The sequence below is a fragment of the Bacillus sp. AM 13(2015) genome (genome assembly GCF_001518755.1).
Lineage (GTDB): Bacteria > Bacillota > Bacilli > Bacillales > Bacillaceae > Bacillus > Bacillus safensis.
In genome coordinates this window covers 19508-37849 of record NZ_LKCP01000008.1, presented here as the reverse complement: position 1 = coordinate 37849, position 18342 = coordinate 19508, and the positions used below count along the sequence as shown (strand labels likewise).

Here is an 18342-nt window from a genome sequence, read left to right as displayed (position 1 = left end):
GGCTGCCGGTTTTTTATCTATTATGAGGTCATTCTCACTTTGTCTGGCTTCACATCATCGCTGATGCGAACGAATTGTCCTTCGTTATAAGGATAACCCGCTTTCGTAATTTTCACTTTGACCAGACGGCCGATCATGTCCTCTGTTCCTTCAAAAACAACCTTCATATAGTTATCGGTATAACCAACATAAAGATTGTGGTTTCCTTCTTGTTCTTTGAAGGATTCTTCCGGAATAATTTCTAGCACATCACCTTCATATGCAGATGCATACTCTTTCGCAAGCTGGTCAGAAAGAGCGATCAAACGGTGTACACGTTCGTTTTTCACATTTTCATCCACTTGATCTTCCATTCTTGCAGCCGGCGTACCTGTACGTTTGCTGTAAGGGAAGACGTGCAGCTCAGAGAATTGATGGTCTTTGACAAAATTGTACGTTTCCAAGAACTCTTCTTCTGTTTCCCCAGGGAATCCTACGATTACATCAGAGGTGACAGCAAGTCCTGGCAATGCTTTTTTCAGCTTTGTTAAACGCTCTGCAAAGAATTCCATCGTATATTTACGGCGCATTCTTTTTAGCACAGTATTTGAGCCAGATTGAAGCGGGATGTGTAAGTGTCTGACAATTTTATCTGACTGATCAAGCACTTCAATCACTTCATCTGTAATTTGACTAGCTTCAATAGATGAAATACGGATTCGTTTTAAGCCAATAACACGTTCATCTAATGCTCTCAGAAGCTTCGCAAAGTTATAATCCTTTAAGTCTTCTCCGTATCCGCCTGTGTGAATACCTGTAAGCACAATTTCTTTATAGCCTGCATCAACAAGCTGCTGTGCTTGATTGATGACTTCTTCTGGGTCGCGAGAACGAAGAAGGCCGCGTGCCCAAGGAATAATGCAGAATGTACAGAAGTTGTTACAGCCTTCTTGGATTTTTAATGAAGCGCGCGTTCTGTCTGTAAAGGCAGGAACATCAAGTTCTTCAAACACACGTGCTTTCATGATATTGCCTACCCCGTTGATCGGCTGTCTTTCTCTGCGGTATTCTTCTATATAACCTAGTAATTTATGTCTGTCCTGTGTTCCAACCACAATATCAACACCAGGAATCGCCATGATTTCTGCTGGAGATGTTTGCGCATAGCAGCCAGTTACACAAATGACACCATCCGGGTTATGACGAATGGCTCTTCTAATGACTTGGCGGCTTTTCTTATCGCCTGTATTCGTGACCGTACATGTATTAATGACATATACGTCTGCTTTTGATTCATACTCTTTTCTTTCATAGCCAGCTTCTTTAAACAGCTGCCAGATCGCCTCTGTTTCATAGTGGTTGACCTTACAGCCAAGTGTATGGAACGCTACTGTTCCCATCATGATTCACCTCTTAATAACTCTGTTTGATAAGATATAGCGGAAAGCGCGTATAAAGGAGCGGTTTCCGTTCTTAAAATGCGTGGTCCGAGCCCGCAAATGACTGCACCAAGCGTTTCAAGCTCTTCAATCTCCTTTTCTGCCAAACCGCCTTCAGGGCCAAAAACCACTAACAAGGTTTGTCCGCCTTTCATCTGTTGAAGCACAGTTTGAAAGCGGCTTTGCTCTCCTTCTTTCGATGATTCTTCGTATGCAACGACACATTTATCGAATTCACCAGCTAATTGCGTCAGCTCTTTAAACGTTGATACTGAATAAACACGCGGAATGATATTCCGGTAGGACTGCTCTGCTGCTTCTTTCGCGATTTTCTCCCAGCGCTCTCGTTTTTTATGTGACTTTTTTTGGTCAAGCTTTGTAATAGAACGAGCCGCTTGAAATGGGATAAAAGCACTTGCGCCAAGCTCTGTGCCTTTTTGGATAATGAGCTCAAGCTTATCTCCTTTTGGAAGACCGCTTGCGATCGTCACCCGAATTGGAAGTTCTCTGTCTTGATTTGTCCAGCTTTCAAGGTGACAAATCACTTCTTCCTTTGTTATTGTATCAATTTTACTGAGTGCTTCAAAGCCGTCTGTTGTTAAACAAAGGATCTCCTGCCCTGCTTTCATCCGCATGACATTGGAAAGATGATGTACATCTTCACCTTTTATAACGATGGCTCCCTTTAACGTCACTTCTTCTTTCGTGAGGTCGATAAAATATCGTTGCATACGTGTCCTGACACCTACTCGCTTTATTTTTTCGCTATAATGCTGACCCAATCTTCCATTGACAGCACTTCAACAATATCAAAACCTGCTTCTTCTAATGCTGTTTTGACTTGTAATTTCTTTTGTCCAATGATGCCTGATGTAATGAAATAGCCATCTTTCTTCAATAGGTCATAGGCTTGATCTGTAAAGCGCAAAATTACTTCTGCCAGAATGTTGGCGACAATCACATCACGCTCACCTGAAATCCCATCAAGCAAGTTGTTTTGTTTGACCGTCACTTGATCACTTACACCATTTAGTTCGATGTTTTGCTTCGCACTTTCTACCGCAACAGTGTCGAGATCAAAGGCTTGAATGTCTTTTGCACCAAGCATCGCTGCTGCCACACTTAAAATCCCAGAGCCTGTTCCAACATCAATCACCGTATCGTTTTCCTTTACATAGCGCTCAAGCGCCTGAATGCAAAGGACGGTTGTGGGATGCGTACCTGTTCCAAATGCCATTCCAGGGTCCATTTCAATAATCAGTTCATCAGAATGAACCGGTGTATATTCTTCCCACGTTGGAACGATGGTGAATTTTTCAGAAATTTTCACAGGATGATAGTATTTCTTCCATGCGGTGGCCCATTCTTCTTCATTTACTTCACAAATTGACAGTGTATTGCGTCCAAGGTCAATATCGTATAGAAGAAGATTGTTGATGGCTTCTTTGATCTCATCTACCGTTTCCATCAAAAAGCTGTTCATTGGAAGATAGGCTTTGACAATGACACCTTCATCCGGATAGTCATTCGGATCGAGCTGGTAGATCTCACCGTATACATTTTCACGTTCCTTGACTAAATCAAGCGGGTCCTCAATCACGACACCACTTGCACCTGCTTCATGCAAAATATTGGTGATCGGTTCCACCGCTTCATTTGTTGTATGGACGCTAATTTCTGACCACTTCAATACTACCAACTCCTTATCCGTCTTACTCGCCTTTAAATGCGCGTTTTACCTTATCGAAAAAGCTCATTTCTTGTTCGTCCGGTTTATTTCCGCTCACTTCAGCAAATTTTCTAATGATATCTTTTTGATTGTCTGTTAAATTTGTCGGTGTGACGACACGTACAACGATATGCTGATCGCCTTGGCCGTAGCCGCGTACATTTTTCACACCTTTTCCTTTAAGTCTAAACTTCGTGCCAGTTTGAGTGCCAGCAGGAACTTTTAATTTTACTTTTCCGTGTAATGTCGGCACTTCAATTTCGTCACCTAATGCAGCTTGGGCAAAGGTGAGCGGCATCTCGCAGTAAATGTCATCTCCATCACGTTCGAAGAATTCATGCGCACGCACATGGAATACAACGAATAGATCGCCTGGAGGTCCTCCATTTACACCTGGTTCACCTTGACCAGATACTCTGAGCTGCTGACCATCATCTACACCTGCAGGGATCGTCACGTTAATTTTCTTACGCTTACGCACTTTGCCAGATCCGCCGCATGTTGAACATTTATGATCAATTTGTTTCCCTGTTCCGCTGCAGTAGTTACATACTCTGCGGTTGACCACTTTACCAAATGGGGTTGACTGTTCAACATTTAATTGACCAGATCCGCCGCAATGTGAACAAGTTTTCGCCTGCGTACCAGGCTTTGCACCTGATCCATGACATGTTTCACAAGATTCTTCACGAGGGATTTCAATCGTTGCTTCTTTTCCAAATGCCGCTTCTTCGAATGAAAGCGTCATTGTATATTGAAGGTCCGCTCCTTGGCGTGGTGCATTTGGATCTCTTCTTCTCGCTCCGCCGCCAAAAATACTAGAGAAGATGTCATCAAAGCCGCCGAAGCCGCCAAAGTCTCCTCCTCCACCAAAACCGCCGCCGCCAAAGCCTTGGTTTGGATCGGTATGACCGAACTGGTCATAATGCGAACGTTTTTGATCATCAGAAAGGGTTTCATAGGCTTCTTTTACTTCTTTGAATTTCTCATCTGAGCCAGCTTCTTTATTAATATCAGGGTGATACTTTTTTGAAAGCTTGCGGTATGCCTTTTTGATTTCGTCCTTTGAGGCGCTCTTACTTACGCCAAGCACTTCATAGTAATCACGCTTACTCATCTCTTCACACTCCCGATTTTCTCACATAAATACGATTGTATCATTTTGATTTAACTTTTTTCAATTCCTTTCATCGTTGAAAAGAAAAAAAGTCAAAGCCAAGAGATCCTGACTTTGACTTTCTGACGAGTACGTTTCAGCAGTCTTTTTCAAAAGTAAAGGTGATTATTTTTTCTCTTGATCGTCGTTTACTTCTTCGTATTCTGCATCCACTACATTGTCATCTGCTTTTTGAGCACCTTCAGCGCCTTCTTGCTGAGCTTGTGCTTGTTTTGCAGCTTCTTCATAGAGCTTTGTCGTTAATTCTTGAACGATTGTTTGCAGCTCATCTTTTTTCGCTTTGATGTCTTCAAACTCGCCTTTTTCGATCGCAGCTTTTAGTGCATCTTTCGCGTCGTTTGCTTTTTTCACTTGCTCTTCATCGATTTTGCCTTCTAGATCTTTTAATGTTTTTTCAGTTGTAAACACTAATTGATCTGCTTCGTTGCGCACTTCGATTTCTTCTTTTTTCTTCGCATCTGCTTCAGCATTTTCTTCTGCTTCTTTGACCATTTTTTCGATCTCATCATCAGAAAGACCTGAAGAAGATTTGATTGTGATGTTTTGCTCTTTGCCTGTACCCATATCTTTCGCACGTACGTTGACAATACCGTTTTTATCGATATCAAATGATACTTCAATTTGTGGTACGCCGCGTGGTGCTGGCGGGATATCAGTCAATTGGAAGCGGCCTAATGTTTTGTTATCTGCAGCCATTGGGCGCTCACCTTGCAAGACATGGATATCTACAGCTGTTTGGTTGTCAGCAGCCGTTGAGAATACTTGAGATTTACTTGTTGGAATTGTTGTATTACGTTCAATCAGCTTCGTGAACACGCCGCCCATTGTTTCAATTCCTAAAGAAAGTGGTGTTACGTCAAGAAGAACAACGTCTTTGACATCTCCTGTGATAACTCCACCTTGAATCGCTGCACCAAGTGCAACAACTTCATCAGGGTTTACACCTTTATGAGGCTCTTTGCCTGTTTCTTTTTTGATTGCTTCTTGTACTGCAGGAATACGAGTTGATCCACCTACAAGGATGACTTTATCAATCTCGCTAGCAGATAAACCAGCATCTTTCAGTGATTGACGTACTGGTGTCATTGTACGCTCTACAAGATCTGCAGAAAGCTCTTCGAATTTAGCACGCGTTAACGTTAATTCAAGGTGAAGAGGTCCTGCTTCTCCAGCTGTGATAAATGGCAGTGAAATTTGTGTAGAAGATACACCTGAAAGATCTTTTTTCGCTTTTTCAGCAGCATCTTTTAAACGCTGAAGCGCCATTTTATCTTTAGAAAGATCAATGCCATTTTCTTTTTTGAATTCTGCCACTAGGTGATCAATGATGACTTGGTCAAAATCGTCTCCACCTAGACGGTTGTCCCCAGCAGTTGAGCGCACTTCAAAGACGCCGTCTCCAAGTTCAAGAACTGACACGTCAAATGTACCGCCGCCAAGGTCGTATACAAGGATCGTTTGATCTTCATCTGTTTTATCTAAACCATACGCAAGTGCAGCTGCTGTTGGTTCGTTGATGATACGTTCTACTTCAAGACCTGCAATTTTACCAGCATCTTTTGTTGCTTGACGTTCTGCATCGTTGAAGTAAGCAGGAACTGTGATAACAGCTTTTGTTACTTCTTCACCAAGATAGCTTTCAGCGTAAGATTTAAGGTGTTGAAGAATGATTGCAGAGATTTCCTGCGGTGTATAGTTCTTGCCTTCAACTTCTACTTTATAATCTGTACCCATATGTCTTTTAACAGACATGATCGTGTTTGGGTTTGTAATTGATTGACGTTTTGCTACTTCACCCACTTGGCGCTCTCCGTTTTTAAAAGCGACAACAGATGGTGTTGTACGTGCTCCTTCAGCGTTTGCAATGACTTTTGGCTCGCCGCCTTCAAGTACTGCAACACATGAGTTTGTTGTTCCTAAGTCAATCCCAATGATTTTACTCATATTCGATGACCTCCCATTATGTAGTTATTGATTTACTTTTACCATTGATGGACGAATAACTCGATCTTTGAGTTTATAGCCCTTTTGCAATTCTTCTACAACGATATTTGAATCGTAGTTTTCATCTTCAACTTGCATGACGGCTTGATGAAGGTTTGGATCGAACTCTTTGCCGACAGCTTCAATTGGTTCAACGCCTTCATTTTTCAACGCTTCTACCAGCTGGCGGTAAACCATTTGCATTCCTTCTAACAAACTTTTCGTCTGCTCATTGTCTGGATCAATTCCAAGCGCTCTTTCAAAGTTATCAAGAGCTGGGAGAAGATCACTGACAACATGTTGAGAACGATATTTTTGCACGGTCTCCACTTCAGTTCGAGCACGGCGTTTATAGTTTTCAAAATCTGCTTGAACACGCAGAATTTTGTTTTCTTTTTCATCTAGAAGCTGTTGCAATTCATCGATTTTTTCTTGGAAGGCAGACTGTTCATCATGTGTTACTTCCTCATTATCTGCTTGAACTGCTTCTTCTTGTGCTTCAACCTCTGCTTCTTGCTCAGGTGTCTGTTTTTCTTCTGACATTGTGTTCACCTCCCTCAAAAGATTCAAAAATACGAAGGGGCTATGCCCCTATCTTTTATCACCCTACTCATCATACAAATTGGAAAGTGCGTTTGACAAGTCTTTTGATACATGATGCAAGAGACTGACAACCCTGCCATAATCCATACGGGTTGGACCGATGACAGCAATGGAGCCGAGTGATTTTTGATCAATCGAATAAGTGGCTGTGATTAAGCTGCAATTCTCCATCGCTTCCAAATTGTTTTCTGAACCGATTTTAATGGTGATTCCTTGCTGATTTGGATGAAACAGCTGCATGACATCATTCTTTTGCTCAATAAGCATCATGAGTGAACGAATGCGGTCAATGTCATGAAACTCCGGCTGATTCAACATATTAATCTTCCCGCCAAAGAAAAGTTTTGATTCATTTTGAGTCGATGTAAATGTATTGCCGAGCGCATCTAAAATATGATCATAATCTTTTAAATGCGTGCGAAGAAGCATCACAACTTCTTTATACATTCTGTCCTTCAGCTGATCCATCGGGACTCCGGCTAGGCGGCTGTTTAAAATATTCATCAGCTTCTCAATATCGGAGACATCGAGATGCTCAGAGAAGGTAATGGTTTTGTTTTCAACATGTCCGCTGTCTGTAATCATGATTGCCACTGCTTTGTTCGGCTGAACAGGGACAAGCTGAATTTGCTTTAATCGATTTTCACTTAGCTTTGGACCAAGCACAATCGATGTATAGTTTGTGAGATCTGATAAAATTTCCGCCGATTTTTGAACTGTTTTTTCCAGCTCAAAAATTTTCTCCTGAAAGGCCGATTGGATGAGCACAAGCTCTTTAGACGACAGTTTTCGCGGAGAGAGCAAATGATCTACATAATAACGATATCCTTTTTCGGAAGGAATTCTTCCTGATGAAGAATGGGTCTTTTCAATAAAACCAAGTTCCTCCAAATCAGCCATTTCGTTTCTAATCGTCGCAGAGCTGAATGTAATGTCTTCTTTTTTAGAAAGAGTCCTTGATCCAACTGGCTGCGCCGAACGAATAAAGTCATTAATGATGACTTGCAGAATCAAAAGCTGACGATTTGTTAACATCATCATCACCCCTGTTAGCACTCTCTTTCAACGAGTGCTAATTGTATAAACAAAATTACCAAACTCAAATTAAAATGTCAATTATAACTCACCGAGAAACGCTTGAAATACTTCATTCCCTAACAATTTTCCTTTTCTTGTTAAACGGATCCCAATGTCATCTTTTACAATGAGGCCTTTTTCTTCTAATTCTTCAAGAACAGTGGGAAAAAGTGCTTCTGGTGCAGTACCATATTTTGCTTGGAAATCAGCACTTTTCACTCCTTCGATCTTTCGAAGACCTAAAAACATTTCTTCTTCTATTTGCTCTGCTTTTGTGACCTCATGTGTTTCCTTATACGGGAACCCTGTTTGGTCAATCAGCTCCAAATAATGTTTCACCGGCCCTGCATTCACATTTCGGACGCCATCTACATACCCGTGTGCGCCTGCACCAAAACCGAAGTAATCTTCATTGCTCCAATAGGTCAGGTTATGCTGGCTTTCAAAGCCAGGTTTAGCGTAATTGCTAATTTCGTACTGCTTTAATCCATGGCGCTCCATTTCATCCATCACAAGCTCATACATTTCAGCCTCACGTTCTTGCGGCGGTAAATGAAGTTTTCCCTTTTGCATTAAGTTGTAAAAAACGGTTTTCGGCTCGACGATGAGTGAGTAAACCGAATAATGCTCTGCACCCAGCGAGAAAGCCGTCTCAAGTGAATTCATCACATGATGCTTTTCTTGATGCGGCAAGCCAAACATGAGATCGAGGCTAATATTGTCAAATCCAACCGCTCGAGCTCGCTCAAAGGACGTAAGGACATCCTTTTTTTGATGAACTCGTCCGATTTTTTTGAGCAAATCGTCTTCAAAGGTTTGAACACCAAAACTCAGCCGATTGACACCGGCTTCTTTTAACACATGCAGCTTCTCGAGTGATAATTCATCTGGGTTCGCTTCCACTGCAAATTCAATCAGGTTTTTTGTCGGCTTTAATACACGGTGAATGCTGTTCATGAGCTTGTCTAGCTGGCTGACAGTCAGTGATGTCGGGGTTCCCCCGCCAATAAAAATCGTCTTGAGTTCCTGCTCGCCCTTTTGTTCGATCGTATGCTGCATCTCTTTTTCAAGAGCCGCTAAGTATTCATCGACTGGCTGCGTTTTAATGAAAAATTTATTGAAATCACAATAGTGGCAAATGTGCTCACAAAATGGAATGTGAATGTATGCTGCTTTCATTTGATGACACCTTCTTTACAGGTAAAGAGCCGCAGTTTATCGCTGCGGCGCCTTTGTTTGTTATCGACTATAAACGTCAAGGCGAACATTGTAAAGCAAGCAGCCTTGAGGATGTTATTTTTTCGGTGTGCTGTCATCCATCTTCAGCACGGCCATAAATGCTTCTTGCGGGACTTCAACAGAGCCCACTTGCTTCATGCGCTTTTTCCCTTCTTTTTGCTTCTCAAGAAGCTTTCTTTTCCGGGAAATGTCTCCACCATAACATTTGGCAAGTACGTTTTTACGCATCGCTTTAATGGTGGAACGAGCAACGATTTTTTGACCGATTGCTGCTTGAACTGGCACTTCAAAGTGCTGGCGTGGAATCAGTTCTTTTAGCTTTTCTACAATGATCTTGCCTCGTTCATATGCATAATCGCGGTGAACAATAAAGGAAAGGGCATCGATTTTTTCGCCATTCAGCATGATATCCATCTTCACCAGCGTCGATGGACGATAGCCAATCAGCTCATAATCAAAGGACGCGTAGCCTTTTGTGTTAGACTTTAGCTGATCAAAGAATTCGTATACGATCTCTGCCAAAGGAATTTCGTACACAATGCTCACACGGTTCGCATCAAGATACTGCATATCGATGAAATTTCCGCGCTTTCCTTGGCAAAGCTCCATCACAGAGCCTACATAATCGTTCGGCACCATCATTGTTGCTTTTACATATGGTTCTTCAATTCGCTCAATCTTTTGCGGATCAGGCAGATTGGACGGGTTATCTACGACGATTTTTTCTCCATCTGTCATATATACATCATAAATAACACTTGGCGCTGTCGTAATCAGATCAATTTTAAATTCACGTTCAATCCGTTCTTGGATGATTTCCATATGAAGCATTCCAAGGAAGCCGCAGCGGAAACCGAAGCCAAGTGCTTGGGATGTCTCTGCCTCATATTGAAGTGAAGAATCATTTAATTCAAGCTTTTCTAACGCTTCACGTAAGTCGTTGTATTTCGCTGTATCAATCGGATAAAGTCCGCAGTATACCATTGGGTTTAGCTTTCTGTATCCTGGCAGCGCTTCTTTCGCAGGGTTTTCCGCACTTGTGATCGTATCCCCTACACGTGTATCACCGACATTTTTAATCGCAGCGGTTAAGTAGCCAACATCTCCAACTGTGAGTTCATCTGTTGGCATGGCTTTTGGTGTGAATACGCCGACTTCAAGAACTTCAAATTCTTTCCCCGTCGCCATCATTTTAATTTTCTGACCAGGTCTGACGGTTCCTTCAACAATTCGTATGTACGCAATAACGCCGCGATACGCATCGTAAAGAGAATCAAAAATAAGGGCTTGAAGTGGTGCTTCTGGATCTCCAGCAGGTGCTGGCACCTTTTCAACGATTTGTTCTAAAATATCCTCGATTCCAATACCCGCCTTAGCAGAGGTGAGAACAGCTTCAGACGCATCCAACCCGATGACATCTTCAATTTCTTCTCTTACACGCTCAGGCTCTGCACTCGGCAGATCGATTTTATTGATAATCGGAAGAATTTCTAAGTTGTTATCAAGAGCTAAATAAACGTTCGCAAGTGTCTGTGCTTCAATTCCTTGTGCTGCATCTACTACGAGAATCGCACCCTCACAGGCAGCTAGGCTTCGAGATACCTCATAGGTGAAGTCGACATGCCCTGGTGTATCAATCAGGTGCATGATATATTCTTCTCCATCCTTCGCCTTATACTTCAGCTGGACAGAGTTTAGTTTAATCGTTATGCCGCGTTCACGCTCTAAATCCATGGAATCAAGTAATTGTTCTTTCATTTCCCGTTGAGTAATCGCCGCTGTTTTTTCCAAAATACGGTCCGCCAATGTGGATTTCCCATGGTCAATATGGGCGATAATGGAGAAATTTCGAATTCTTGATTGCCGTTCTAATCGTTTTTCTTTATCTGTCACAATCTATCACTCCTACTATAAAACGCGGGTTGCGCTAGGTTAGATTATATCAATAGGGCTGTAAAGATTCAATCGAAATCAAGAAAAGCCGCTTATCGGTCAGCGGCTTTGATTAAAAGGGTGATATCTCATGAAATTCGTTTATTTCCCATTCACCCAATCATAAAGAGAACGGGCTGCATGTGTCATACCATCAGACAGGGCTTTTCCTGCTTTGGAAAAGGCATTAAAGCCTTCTATTTCCTCGAGCTGCTTTTGTTTTTCGGCAAGATCCTTTTCTGTAACAGCCGTTCCTAAGATAGAAGCTTCCTTTTCTTCATCATCGTTCATTTGAATGGAGAAAGCTCCTTTTAATTGCGGATCATGGTAGCCCTTCATTTGCAGCATGCCATTATTCGCTTGCTGCATTCCTAAAAAGACACCAAACAGCAAGACCAATCCTAAAATAATGGTTTTTCCAATAAATGAGCCCATACCCGTCACCACCTTAAGAGCGTTTTTTCTCATCCTTTGCTTTGCCGTCCACCTTTTCCGCGTCCCAGAAAATGTCGCTGAATACATCAGCTGCTGCATTGGATGCATTTCTTAATTCTTCCATATTATTATCTACTCCACCAAATTCTAAAAGAAGGGCTTTGTCAGATAAATCTTGATTATAGATTCCATTATCGCCAATTTCTCCTTTGGCAAACACGCCGACACTAAGACCTTTATATTTTTTCTCCATCAAATGGTGGAACTCTGTCGCAAGCTTTAAGTTTTTCTCATAGCTTTGATTCTTCTTCCCTACAACAAACGCAATTCTCGCATATTTCTTCCCTTTGATTTCGACAGTCGTATCTTTCTTTCTTCTTGAGTCCCGGTGAATATCAATTAAATAATCGAGGTCATCATTTTTCGCTAAGGCTTCTTTCACGACCAATCTTGATTCATTATAAGACTGCGGATACTTTAATCCTTTTTTCACGAGTCTTTTTTCAATTTCCGTTTTGTCGACTGTATTGCCGATTCCTTGCTGATCAAGTGCCTTTCCAAACATGTCGCCGACAAGGGTAACATTCACTTTTGAGTGCCGTGCATTATTTGGATTCGTTTCTCCTTTTAAAAATGGTAAATATGATTCCGTATTATGTGTGTGATAAATGTACACAGCTTTTCGTTTTCCTGTTGACCGGTCCGGTTCTTTGGCAGGCTTTTTCGGCCCATCTTCATCAAGCTTGTCCAGTTCAGCTAAATTTGCTTCTTTTTCATCTTGGATCACTTCACTCGGAGGCGGCGATTCCATTGGCATGTTGGTATAGTCTGTGCCTTCACCCGCTAAGATGATTTTTGTATCAAAATGTTCAAAGCCTGGAAGTTCTCTTCCTAGAAAACTGCGCGGGTCTTCTAAATTAATACTGGTTGCAAGCTTCAGTGACAGCCCAGAGAAATGAAATCCTTTTTGATCTTCTGGAACTGCTGAGGCGAAATATTGGTTTTCCATGCCCATTAAAGTGGCAAAAAATGCGCCAGAGAGCTCATCTGCTACACCATATAACGAGGCTTGCGGCCTCAGCTCAGGTTTTAAAGATGTTAAAGCCCCTGACATCACAAACACCACAACAAGAGAGGCAATAAATAAGAAAATGCTTTTGACTACTTTCGTTCCATTAATCGCAACGACCAACTGTCGAGGACGGCGGGGTCTTTTTTTCATGATTTACTCCCTCCAGCACGCTTTCTAGTAATTACACTATGAGCGAGCTAGAGAAAGTAGAACCGATTAATGATTATATGAACCCATGTTATCTTGCGTGATTTTTTGATGAAGCGCTGTGTTTAATCCGTTGGCAAGTACGTTTGCCATATCATCAATGAATGTATCGACTTCTTTAGGTGTGACCATTAAATTTTGCCCGAGCGGCGCAAGCACTTCATGGATCAGCTGCCTTTTCTCTTCTTCTGGAAGGGTTCCTACGATGCCTAAGAATGATTGACGTGTTTCCTCATCTGGCAAGTCTTCTTCGTTAAGCACTTTTTTCTTCCCGAATGTCAAACCAGCCGGCACAAGAGAGCGAGATGGTCTATCATCTTTTAGTTCTCTACCAAAATGCTTTAAGACATAATCAATTGTGTCACTAGCAATCGTTACTGCATCCACAACTGTCGGAACGCCAATCGCAATCACTGGGATGCCCAATGTTTCTTTACTTAATTCTTTCCGCTTATTCCCTACACCAGAACCAGGATGGATACCTGTATCAGAAATTTGAATGGTTGTATTCACTCGTTCCACCGCACGAGCAGCAAGGGCGTCGACAGCAATGACAAAATCAGGCTTAGACCGCTCAATCACACCTTGGATAATGTCACTTGTTTCAATACCAGTCAGTCCCATCACACCTGGTGACAAAGAGGAAACCGGGCGATAGCCTTCCTGAACATTTTCCGGCTGCAATTCAAAGAGATGGCGGGTTACAAGCAGGTTTTCAACTGTGAGAGGACCTAGTGCATCTGGCGTGACATTCCAGTTTCCCAGTCCTACTACAAGGCAGCTCGCATCTGCCTGAATGCCTCTGTCTTTTAAAAACTGAGCAAAATGACGGGCAAAGACTTGGACGACTTTTTCTTGCATTTCAGAGTCTTTCTCCCGAATGCCTTGCGCTTCAAACGTCAAGTAGGTCCCTGCCTTTTTGCCAGTCAGCTCCTCCCCTTCTTTCGTGATTTCTACAGTACGGATGCGGATGCCTTGCTCATCTTTTTCCTTTTCGACGATCCCTTGGATCCCGTCCTTTTTGACGACATTCGGATCGTTCTCTTGTTCTAGTATCTCTTTTGTTTCAACAGCAAGGTCTGTCCGGATTTGATAAACGCTTAAATCGAGCTTCTGTTTCTCCATAAAAAGACTCCTTCCACCAAGTAATTAACAGTAGTCTTTCCATCTCTTGAAAGAAACATTCGAGCACGTCATCAATGAAAAATACTTTACATTTATATTGCATTCTAAAGGTGTGTTTGATAGAATACAATTTGTTCTATTGTGAAGATTTAACCTTAAGACAATTGTGTTTAGGTTGTATCTTAGGAGGTGAAACACATGCCAAATATTAAATCAGCGATCAAACGTACAAAAACGAATAACGAACGCCGTGCACATAACGTAACAATTAAGTCTGCGATGCGTACTGCGATTAAACAAGTTGAAGTTTCTGTAGCTAACAACGATGCTGAGCAAGCAAAAGCTGCTCTTGCTTCTGCTGCAAAACGCATTGACAAAGCCGTTAAAACTGGTCTTGTACACAAAAACGCAGCTGCGCGTTACAAATCAAGACTTGCTAAACAAGTAAACGGACTTTCTGCATAATGCTTGCAACGCCTCAGTAATGAGGCACCTGTTTAACTGTACGTCCGTCCTGACCGGCCGAGCCTAAGGACAGACTGGCAATTATACATCTAAACAAAAACGACCCTCTTTTTAGAAGGTCGTTTTTTTATGTTCAAGCGCCTAACAATCGAAGCAGGAACAATTCTAACAGCAGCTGCTTGTCCTTTTTACCCGTTTTCATTTCATAATCAATTGTTGAAAGCTCTTTGACGATCTGCTTGAGCTCTTCTTCTGAAAACAATCTTGCCTGATCCATGGCAAGTTTGACCCGGAATGGGTGGACTTTTAGATTTGAAGCAATTTGTTTTTGTCCATACCCTTGCTGAGCAAAATACTTCGTCTGCAAAATCAATCGAAATTGAGTTGAAATGAGTGCTAATATTTTAATGGGTTCCTCATTTTGCTTCAAGAGGTCATAAAACATCTGCATGGCTTCAGAGCGGCGTCTGTTTACGATTTGATTAATCAGTTCGAAAATATTTTGCTCCAAGCTTCTTGCAACGAGTTGATTGACATCTGCTAACTCAATTTCTTCCCGCTCTCCAATATATGTACTTAGCTTCCGAACCTCTTGGAATAGAGAGGATAGACTTCCACCGCATAACATCACAAGCTGTTCAGCCGCTTCAGATGTAATCATCTTTCCTTCTGTCTTCACCAGTGTAATGGTGAAATCAGTTGTTTCTTTTGGGTTTAATTCTTTCGCCTCAACAACAGCAGCTTTCTTTTTTAGCAATTTGGTGATTTTTTTACGCTCATCCAGCTTTTCATACGGTGCTAATAACACGAGAATGGTATAGGGCGCTGGCTTTTCTAAATAAGCTTCTAATACAGAAAGCTCATGCTCGATCTTTTCCTTTTTCTTCTCAGCTGTAAGAAAATAAGGATTCTTGATCACGACGAGACGTCGTTCTCCCATAAACGGAAATGTTTCTGCATCGGTCACAGCCTGTTCAAGCGGCACCTCTTCCATATCGAAGATAGAGTAATTAAAATCTTTCGTTTCCTCGTCTACTACAGCTTGTCTCAATTTAGCGGCGGTTTCTTGCAGTAAATATGTTTCTTTCCCATATAAGCAATAAACGGGATGGATATCCCCTCGTTTTAAATTGTTCCATACATCAAAGACCATCAATTGAATCCCTCTCTTTCACTTCCTCCTCTATCCTAAAGTGTGTGAAGACATTAGTAAAGAGGAAGCTGAAAGTGCCGCCTCCTCATTTATAGTAAACGTCCGGCGCAAGCTCCCGGGTCAGCCTGCTGTCAGACGATATTCACAAAATGATCATGAAAATGGAAAACGGTTACTTTACCTTCTAGCAATTCCAAATGAGTTCAAGTATACTAAAATTAGCCAGGAGGGATGAAAATGAATGAATTTGAAAAAAATGTTCAAAGCAAGCGGAATGATGTGACCGACTCAGCCGTTGGTTTTATCGTCACATTCGGATTTTTCGCCTCAATGTTTATTTTGGCAACCATTATACACCTCGTTGGATCTTAACTTCATGAAGGTTACATGACTGCCGTTTTGGCAGTTTTTTTATTGAGTTTGTAAGATATCATATGGAGGGTGAGTGTAAAACGTTCCTTCCTCATCGAGAAATTCATACGTCACGCTCCCGTCGGTATCTGTACGATACACCTTCATTTGCTGATCCTTTAATTTTTTCAAGACTTCCTGATGTGGATGCTGATAACGATTGCGTTCACCTGCTGAAATGAGTGCATGTGAGGGCTTGAGATGCTGAAGCCATTCTTCGCTTGTCGACCCTTTACTCCCGTGATGTCCAACCTTTAAGATATCTGCCCGCAGATGAGGAAAGGCTTCTATAATGTCTCGCTCTCCTTCTTGTTCAAGGTCTCCAGTGAGCATAAACCGCTTCCCGCCTAGAGTAAATATCAAAACGAGCGAATCATTATTCTTAGTTGTCACTCGATTACGAGACGGATGAAGAACGTCAAATATTTGCTCTCCAATCTGAAGCTGATCTCCTCTCTCTAATTCATCAATCATGATCCCTTGATCAGCTGCTTCTTTTAACAGCTCCGCATCCTCTGGACTCCGTGCAAAGCCTTTTGGAATGGCCAGCCGCTTTACTTTATTTCGCTTGATTAAACGAACTGCTTCTCCCATATGGTCTTGATCCGCATGCGTCAGAATAAGGACATAAAGTTTCGCTATTCCTTTAGAATGCAAAAACGGGATCAGCGTTTGATCACCGATCGTAGACACTTTTCGTCTTTTTTTCCACGGTTCTTCTTCAAAAGAAAGCCTGCCTCCCGTGTCCACAAGCAGGTGCCCCTTTCGATAGGGTAGCTGAATAAACAAACTATCCCCCTGTCCTACATCCAGCATCGTCACTTCCCCTTTTTCGAAAAAATTCGGGGTGAAATAGTGTGCACTCAAGATACCAATGAGAAAAAGGAGCGGCACAGCATAGGACTTCACAGAAGTTTTGCACTCCATCACAACTAACAGAACAATTAAGGCACTCACCTCAAGAACAATATGCCACCAAGTTGACTTCATAAAAATCAAGTTGAATCCATCAAAATCAGCCATATAGGCTGACAATTGATGACTAAGCTGGATCACCGAATCAAGCAGTTGAAACAATGTTTGTCCAAGCGGAAGATAAACGATCGTCAAAAGAAAAAAGAGTAAGGATAATGGCATGACGATCGTCGTAAAAAAAGGAACAAATATCATGTTCAAAGGAACGCTCAGTAAAGAGAATTGATGAAAATGATATAAAAGAACAGGGAGCGAAGCAAGCTGTGCAATAAAGGAAATCAGGAATAATTGCATGACCGAACTTTTTGGTTTTGATAAAATCCTCGTCGATAACAAAATAAAAAAACGTCACCACGAAGGAAAGCTGAAATCCGATATCAAATAAATAAAGAGGATGAATCGCTAATAAGAGTAAAAACGTTGCACTTAATACCACAGCAGAAGTCTGTTTCAATTCTTTTGGCAGACTAGTCATCACTAAATAGATTCCTGCCATGAGACAAGCTCTTAACACAGATGGTGCAGCACCTGTCAAACAAGCATAAATAGGAAGAAAGCATAATAGAAGAATACGTGCTGTCTCTCTTGTCACACCCACACGAAGGAGACACCAAAATAAACACGCAAGAAGCGTTTGCACATGCAATCCTGAGATCGCTAGTAAATGAATAATACCGAGCATTTGATAATCTCTTAATGTGTCAGGTTCTATCAACTCACGATCGCCAAAAATAAGTGCCTGTACAATGCCAACAGAGTGTTTTGGTACATGGTCCTCTAAAAATGTCAAACCCTTTTGCCTCATCGCTTGAAGATAGTAGGAAGAACCGCCTTTTTTTGTACAGTTTTTGATCGACTGCGGCAGAAAAATAGCGTCAATGCCTTTTGTTTTTAAAAATTGATCGTATTGAAACCCGTTAGGAATGGTGGCGTGTTTTGCTGGGCGAACATCACCTGTCATGTGACAGCTCATACCAGGTTCTACCTCTTTTAATGCCTCTTTTTCACGCTCTGTTTGAATTGTATAAAAAGTGGCTAGTCGTTCATGGTCTGTCGATACAGTCGCTGAAAAACGATTGCCATCTGTTTTCGGAATGCTTTCAATCACAACGGAATCAGATAGGAATTTTTCTTGTACGGGTAGCTCCGTTTCAAGAGACTCATGAACCATAAAAATAAGTATATAGACAGCCCCGCATAGGCTGGCCATTAAAAAGAGCTGAGGCATTTTTTTCAGTAGGCTGAGAAGTAATATGATGAGAAGAAAGAGAAGGAAATATATATGAAGATGATATGCAGCCAGAGCAATTCCAACAGCTGCTGAAATTGCCCCAAACGGCA

At 41.8% G+C, this 18342-nt stretch carries 16 protein-coding genes and 1 pseudogene; 2 read left to right on the top strand and 15 right to left on the bottom strand.

Annotation, left to right across the window (positions count from 1 at the left end; translation table 11 throughout):
• Window positions 1-20: 20 nt before the first annotated feature.
• The 12 genes from mtaB to gpr form a co-directional block, all read right to left on the bottom strand.
• A complete protein-coding gene (gene mtaB / locus AOQ70_RS01420; RefSeq protein ID WP_059374596.1) occupies window positions 21-1379 on the bottom strand; it encodes a tRNA (N(6)-L-threonylcarbamoyladenosine(37)-C(2))-methylthiotransferase MtaB in 1359 nt (452 codons plus the stop codon).
• Window positions 1379-2149, bottom strand: coding sequence for a 16S rRNA (uracil(1498)-N(3))-methyltransferase (locus AOQ70_RS01415; protein WP_024427953.1), 771 nt, complete (start codon window positions 2147-2149; stop codon window positions 1379-1381). Before AOQ70_RS01415 ends, mtaB begins: the two co-directional genes overlap by 1 nt.
• 23 nt (window positions 2150-2172) lie before the next feature.
• Complete coding sequence (gene prmA, locus AOQ70_RS01410; RefSeq protein ID WP_024423032.1) at window positions 2173-3108, bottom strand: 50S ribosomal protein L11 methyltransferase; 936 nt, start codon at window positions 3106-3108, stop codon at window positions 2173-2175.
• 22 nt (window positions 3109-3130) lie between these two features.
• Entirely contained in the window at window positions 3131-4264 is a 1134-nt protein-coding gene (dnaJ, locus tag AOQ70_RS01405; protein WP_024427952.1) for a molecular chaperone DnaJ, read from the bottom strand.
• A 165-nt stretch (window positions 4265-4429) separates the two neighbouring features.
• A complete protein-coding gene (gene dnaK / locus AOQ70_RS01400) occupies window positions 4430-6268 on the bottom strand; it encodes a molecular chaperone DnaK (RefSeq protein WP_047201915.1) in 1839 nt (612 codons plus the stop codon).
• Window positions 6269-6292: 24 nt separating this feature from the next.
• Window positions 6293-6850, bottom strand: coding sequence for a nucleotide exchange factor GrpE (gene grpE / locus AOQ70_RS01395; RefSeq protein ID WP_058839059.1), 558 nt, complete (start codon window positions 6848-6850; stop codon window positions 6293-6295).
• Window positions 6851-6913: 63 nt separating this feature from the next.
• Window positions 6914-7945 carry a heat-inducible transcriptional repressor HrcA gene (gene hrcA / locus AOQ70_RS01390; protein ID WP_003217350.1) on the bottom strand — a complete coding sequence of 344 codons (1032 nt, stop codon included), beginning with the start codon at window positions 7943-7945 and terminating at the stop codon, window positions 6914-6916.
• A gap of 81 nt (window positions 7946-8026) precedes the next feature.
• Window positions 8027-9166, bottom strand: a complete 1140-nt coding sequence (gene hemW / locus AOQ70_RS01385) for a radical SAM family heme chaperone HemW (protein ID WP_059374594.1) — start codon at window positions 9164-9166, stop codon at window positions 8027-8029.
• A 114-nt stretch (window positions 9167-9280) separates the two neighbouring features.
• On the bottom strand, window positions 9281-11119 hold the full coding sequence (lepA, locus tag AOQ70_RS01380; RefSeq protein ID WP_024423038.1) for a translation elongation factor 4: 1839 nt from the start codon (window positions 11117-11119) through the stop codon (window positions 9281-9283).
• 141 nt (window positions 11120-11260) lie between these two features.
• Window positions 11261-11593 (bottom strand): YqxA family protein, encoded by a 333-nt coding sequence (locus tag AOQ70_RS01375; protein ID WP_024427951.1) that lies wholly within the window; start codon window positions 11591-11593, stop codon window positions 11261-11263.
• Between the two features lie 13 nt (window positions 11594-11606).
• Window positions 11607-12815 carry a stage II sporulation protein P gene (locus AOQ70_RS01370; RefSeq protein WP_059374593.1) on the bottom strand — a complete coding sequence of 403 codons (1209 nt, stop codon included), beginning with the start codon at window positions 12813-12815 and terminating at the stop codon, window positions 11607-11609.
• A gap of 66 nt (window positions 12816-12881) precedes the next feature.
• The gene (gpr, locus tag AOQ70_RS01365) at window positions 12882-13997 is read right to left on the bottom strand and encodes a GPR endopeptidase (protein WP_059374591.1); all 1116 of its coding nucleotides are present in this window, start codon (window positions 13995-13997) and stop codon (window positions 12882-12884) included.
• 198 nt (window positions 13998-14195) lie between these two features.
• On the opposite strand from gpr, the gene rpsT reads away from it, so the two are divergent.
• Entirely contained in the window at window positions 14196-14462 is a 267-nt protein-coding gene (gene rpsT / locus AOQ70_RS01360) for a 30S ribosomal protein S20 (protein ID WP_024423042.1), read from the top strand.
• A 133-nt stretch (window positions 14463-14595) separates the two neighbouring features.
• Here the strand turns inward: rpsT and holA are convergent, their stop codons facing one another.
• Window positions 14596-15615 (bottom strand): DNA polymerase III subunit delta, encoded by a 1020-nt coding sequence (gene holA / locus AOQ70_RS01355; RefSeq protein ID WP_047201921.1) that lies wholly within the window; start codon window positions 15613-15615, stop codon window positions 14596-14598.
• Window positions 15616-15852: 237 nt separating this feature from the next.
• Here holA and AOQ70_RS19025 point away from each other — a divergent pair, with 237 nt between their 5' ends.
• The gene (locus AOQ70_RS19025; RefSeq protein WP_012010638.1) at window positions 15853-15987 is read left to right on the top strand and encodes a YqzM family protein; all 135 of its coding nucleotides are present in this window, start codon (window positions 15853-15855) and stop codon (window positions 15985-15987) included.
• A 39-nt stretch (window positions 15988-16026) separates the two neighbouring features.
• Here AOQ70_RS19025 and AOQ70_RS19855 read toward each other — a convergent pair whose 3' ends face one another.
• Entirely contained in the window at window positions 16027-17295 is a 1269-nt protein-coding gene (locus tag AOQ70_RS19855) for a DNA internalization-related competence protein ComEC/Rec2 (RefSeq protein ID WP_231730806.1), read from the bottom strand.
• A pseudogene (locus tag AOQ70_RS19850) lies at window positions 17282-18229 on the bottom strand (ComEC/Rec2 family competence protein); the annotation flags it as partial. The gene AOQ70_RS19855 and the pseudogene AOQ70_RS19850, both read right to left, overlap by 14 nt.
• Window positions 18230-18342: the final 113 nt, after the last annotated feature.

Bases quoted from the DNA above. Each gene is read 5' to 3' on its own strand.
- AOQ70_RS01370 (WP_059374593.1), bottom strand. From the start codon at position 12,815: ATGAAAAAAAGACCCCGCCGTCCTCGACAGTTGGTCGTTGCGATTAAT.
- grpE (WP_058839059.1), bottom strand. From the start codon at position 6,850: ATGTCAGAAGAAAAACAGACACCTGAGCAAGAAGCAGAGGTTGAAGCA.
- AOQ70_RS01415 (WP_024427953.1), bottom strand. From the start codon at position 2,149: ATGCAACGATATTTTATCGACCTCACGAAAGAAGAAGTGACGTTAAAG.
- AOQ70_RS01375 (WP_024427951.1), bottom strand. From the start codon at position 11,593: ATGGGCTCATTTATTGGAAAAACCATTATTTTAGGATTGGTCTTGCTG.
- dnaK (WP_047201915.1), bottom strand. From the start codon at position 6,268: ATGAGTAAAATCATTGGGATTGACTTAGGAACAACAAACTCATGTGTT.
- hrcA (WP_003217350.1), bottom strand. From the start codon at position 7,945: ATGTTAACAAATCGTCAGCTTTTGATTCTGCAAGTCATCATTAATGAC.
- rpsT (WP_024423042.1), top strand. From the start codon at position 14,196: ATGCCAAATATTAAATCAGCGATCAAACGTACAAAAACGAATAACGAA.
- holA (WP_047201921.1), bottom strand. From the start codon at position 15,615: ATGGTCTTTGATGTATGGAACAATTTAAAACGAGGGGATATCCATCCC.
- dnaJ (WP_024427952.1), bottom strand. From the start codon at position 4,264: ATGAGTAAGCGTGATTACTATGAAGTGCTTGGCGTAAGTAAGAGCGCC.
- mtaB (WP_059374596.1), bottom strand. From the start codon at position 1,379: ATGGGAACAGTAGCGTTCCATACACTTGGCTGTAAGGTCAACCACTAT.
- gpr (WP_059374591.1), bottom strand. From the start codon at position 13,997: ATGGAGAAACAGAAGCTCGATTTAAGCGTTTATCAAATCCGGACAGAC.
- AOQ70_RS19855 (WP_231730806.1), bottom strand. From the start codon at position 17,295: ATGCAATTATTCCTGATTTCCTTTATTGCACAGCTTGCTTCGCTCCCT.
- hemW (WP_059374594.1), bottom strand. From the start codon at position 9,166: ATGAAAGCAGCATACATTCACATTCCATTTTGTGAGCACATTTGCCAC.
- AOQ70_RS19025 (WP_012010638.1), top strand. From the start codon at position 15,853: ATGAATGAATTTGAAAAAAATGTTCAAAGCAAGCGGAATGATGTGACC.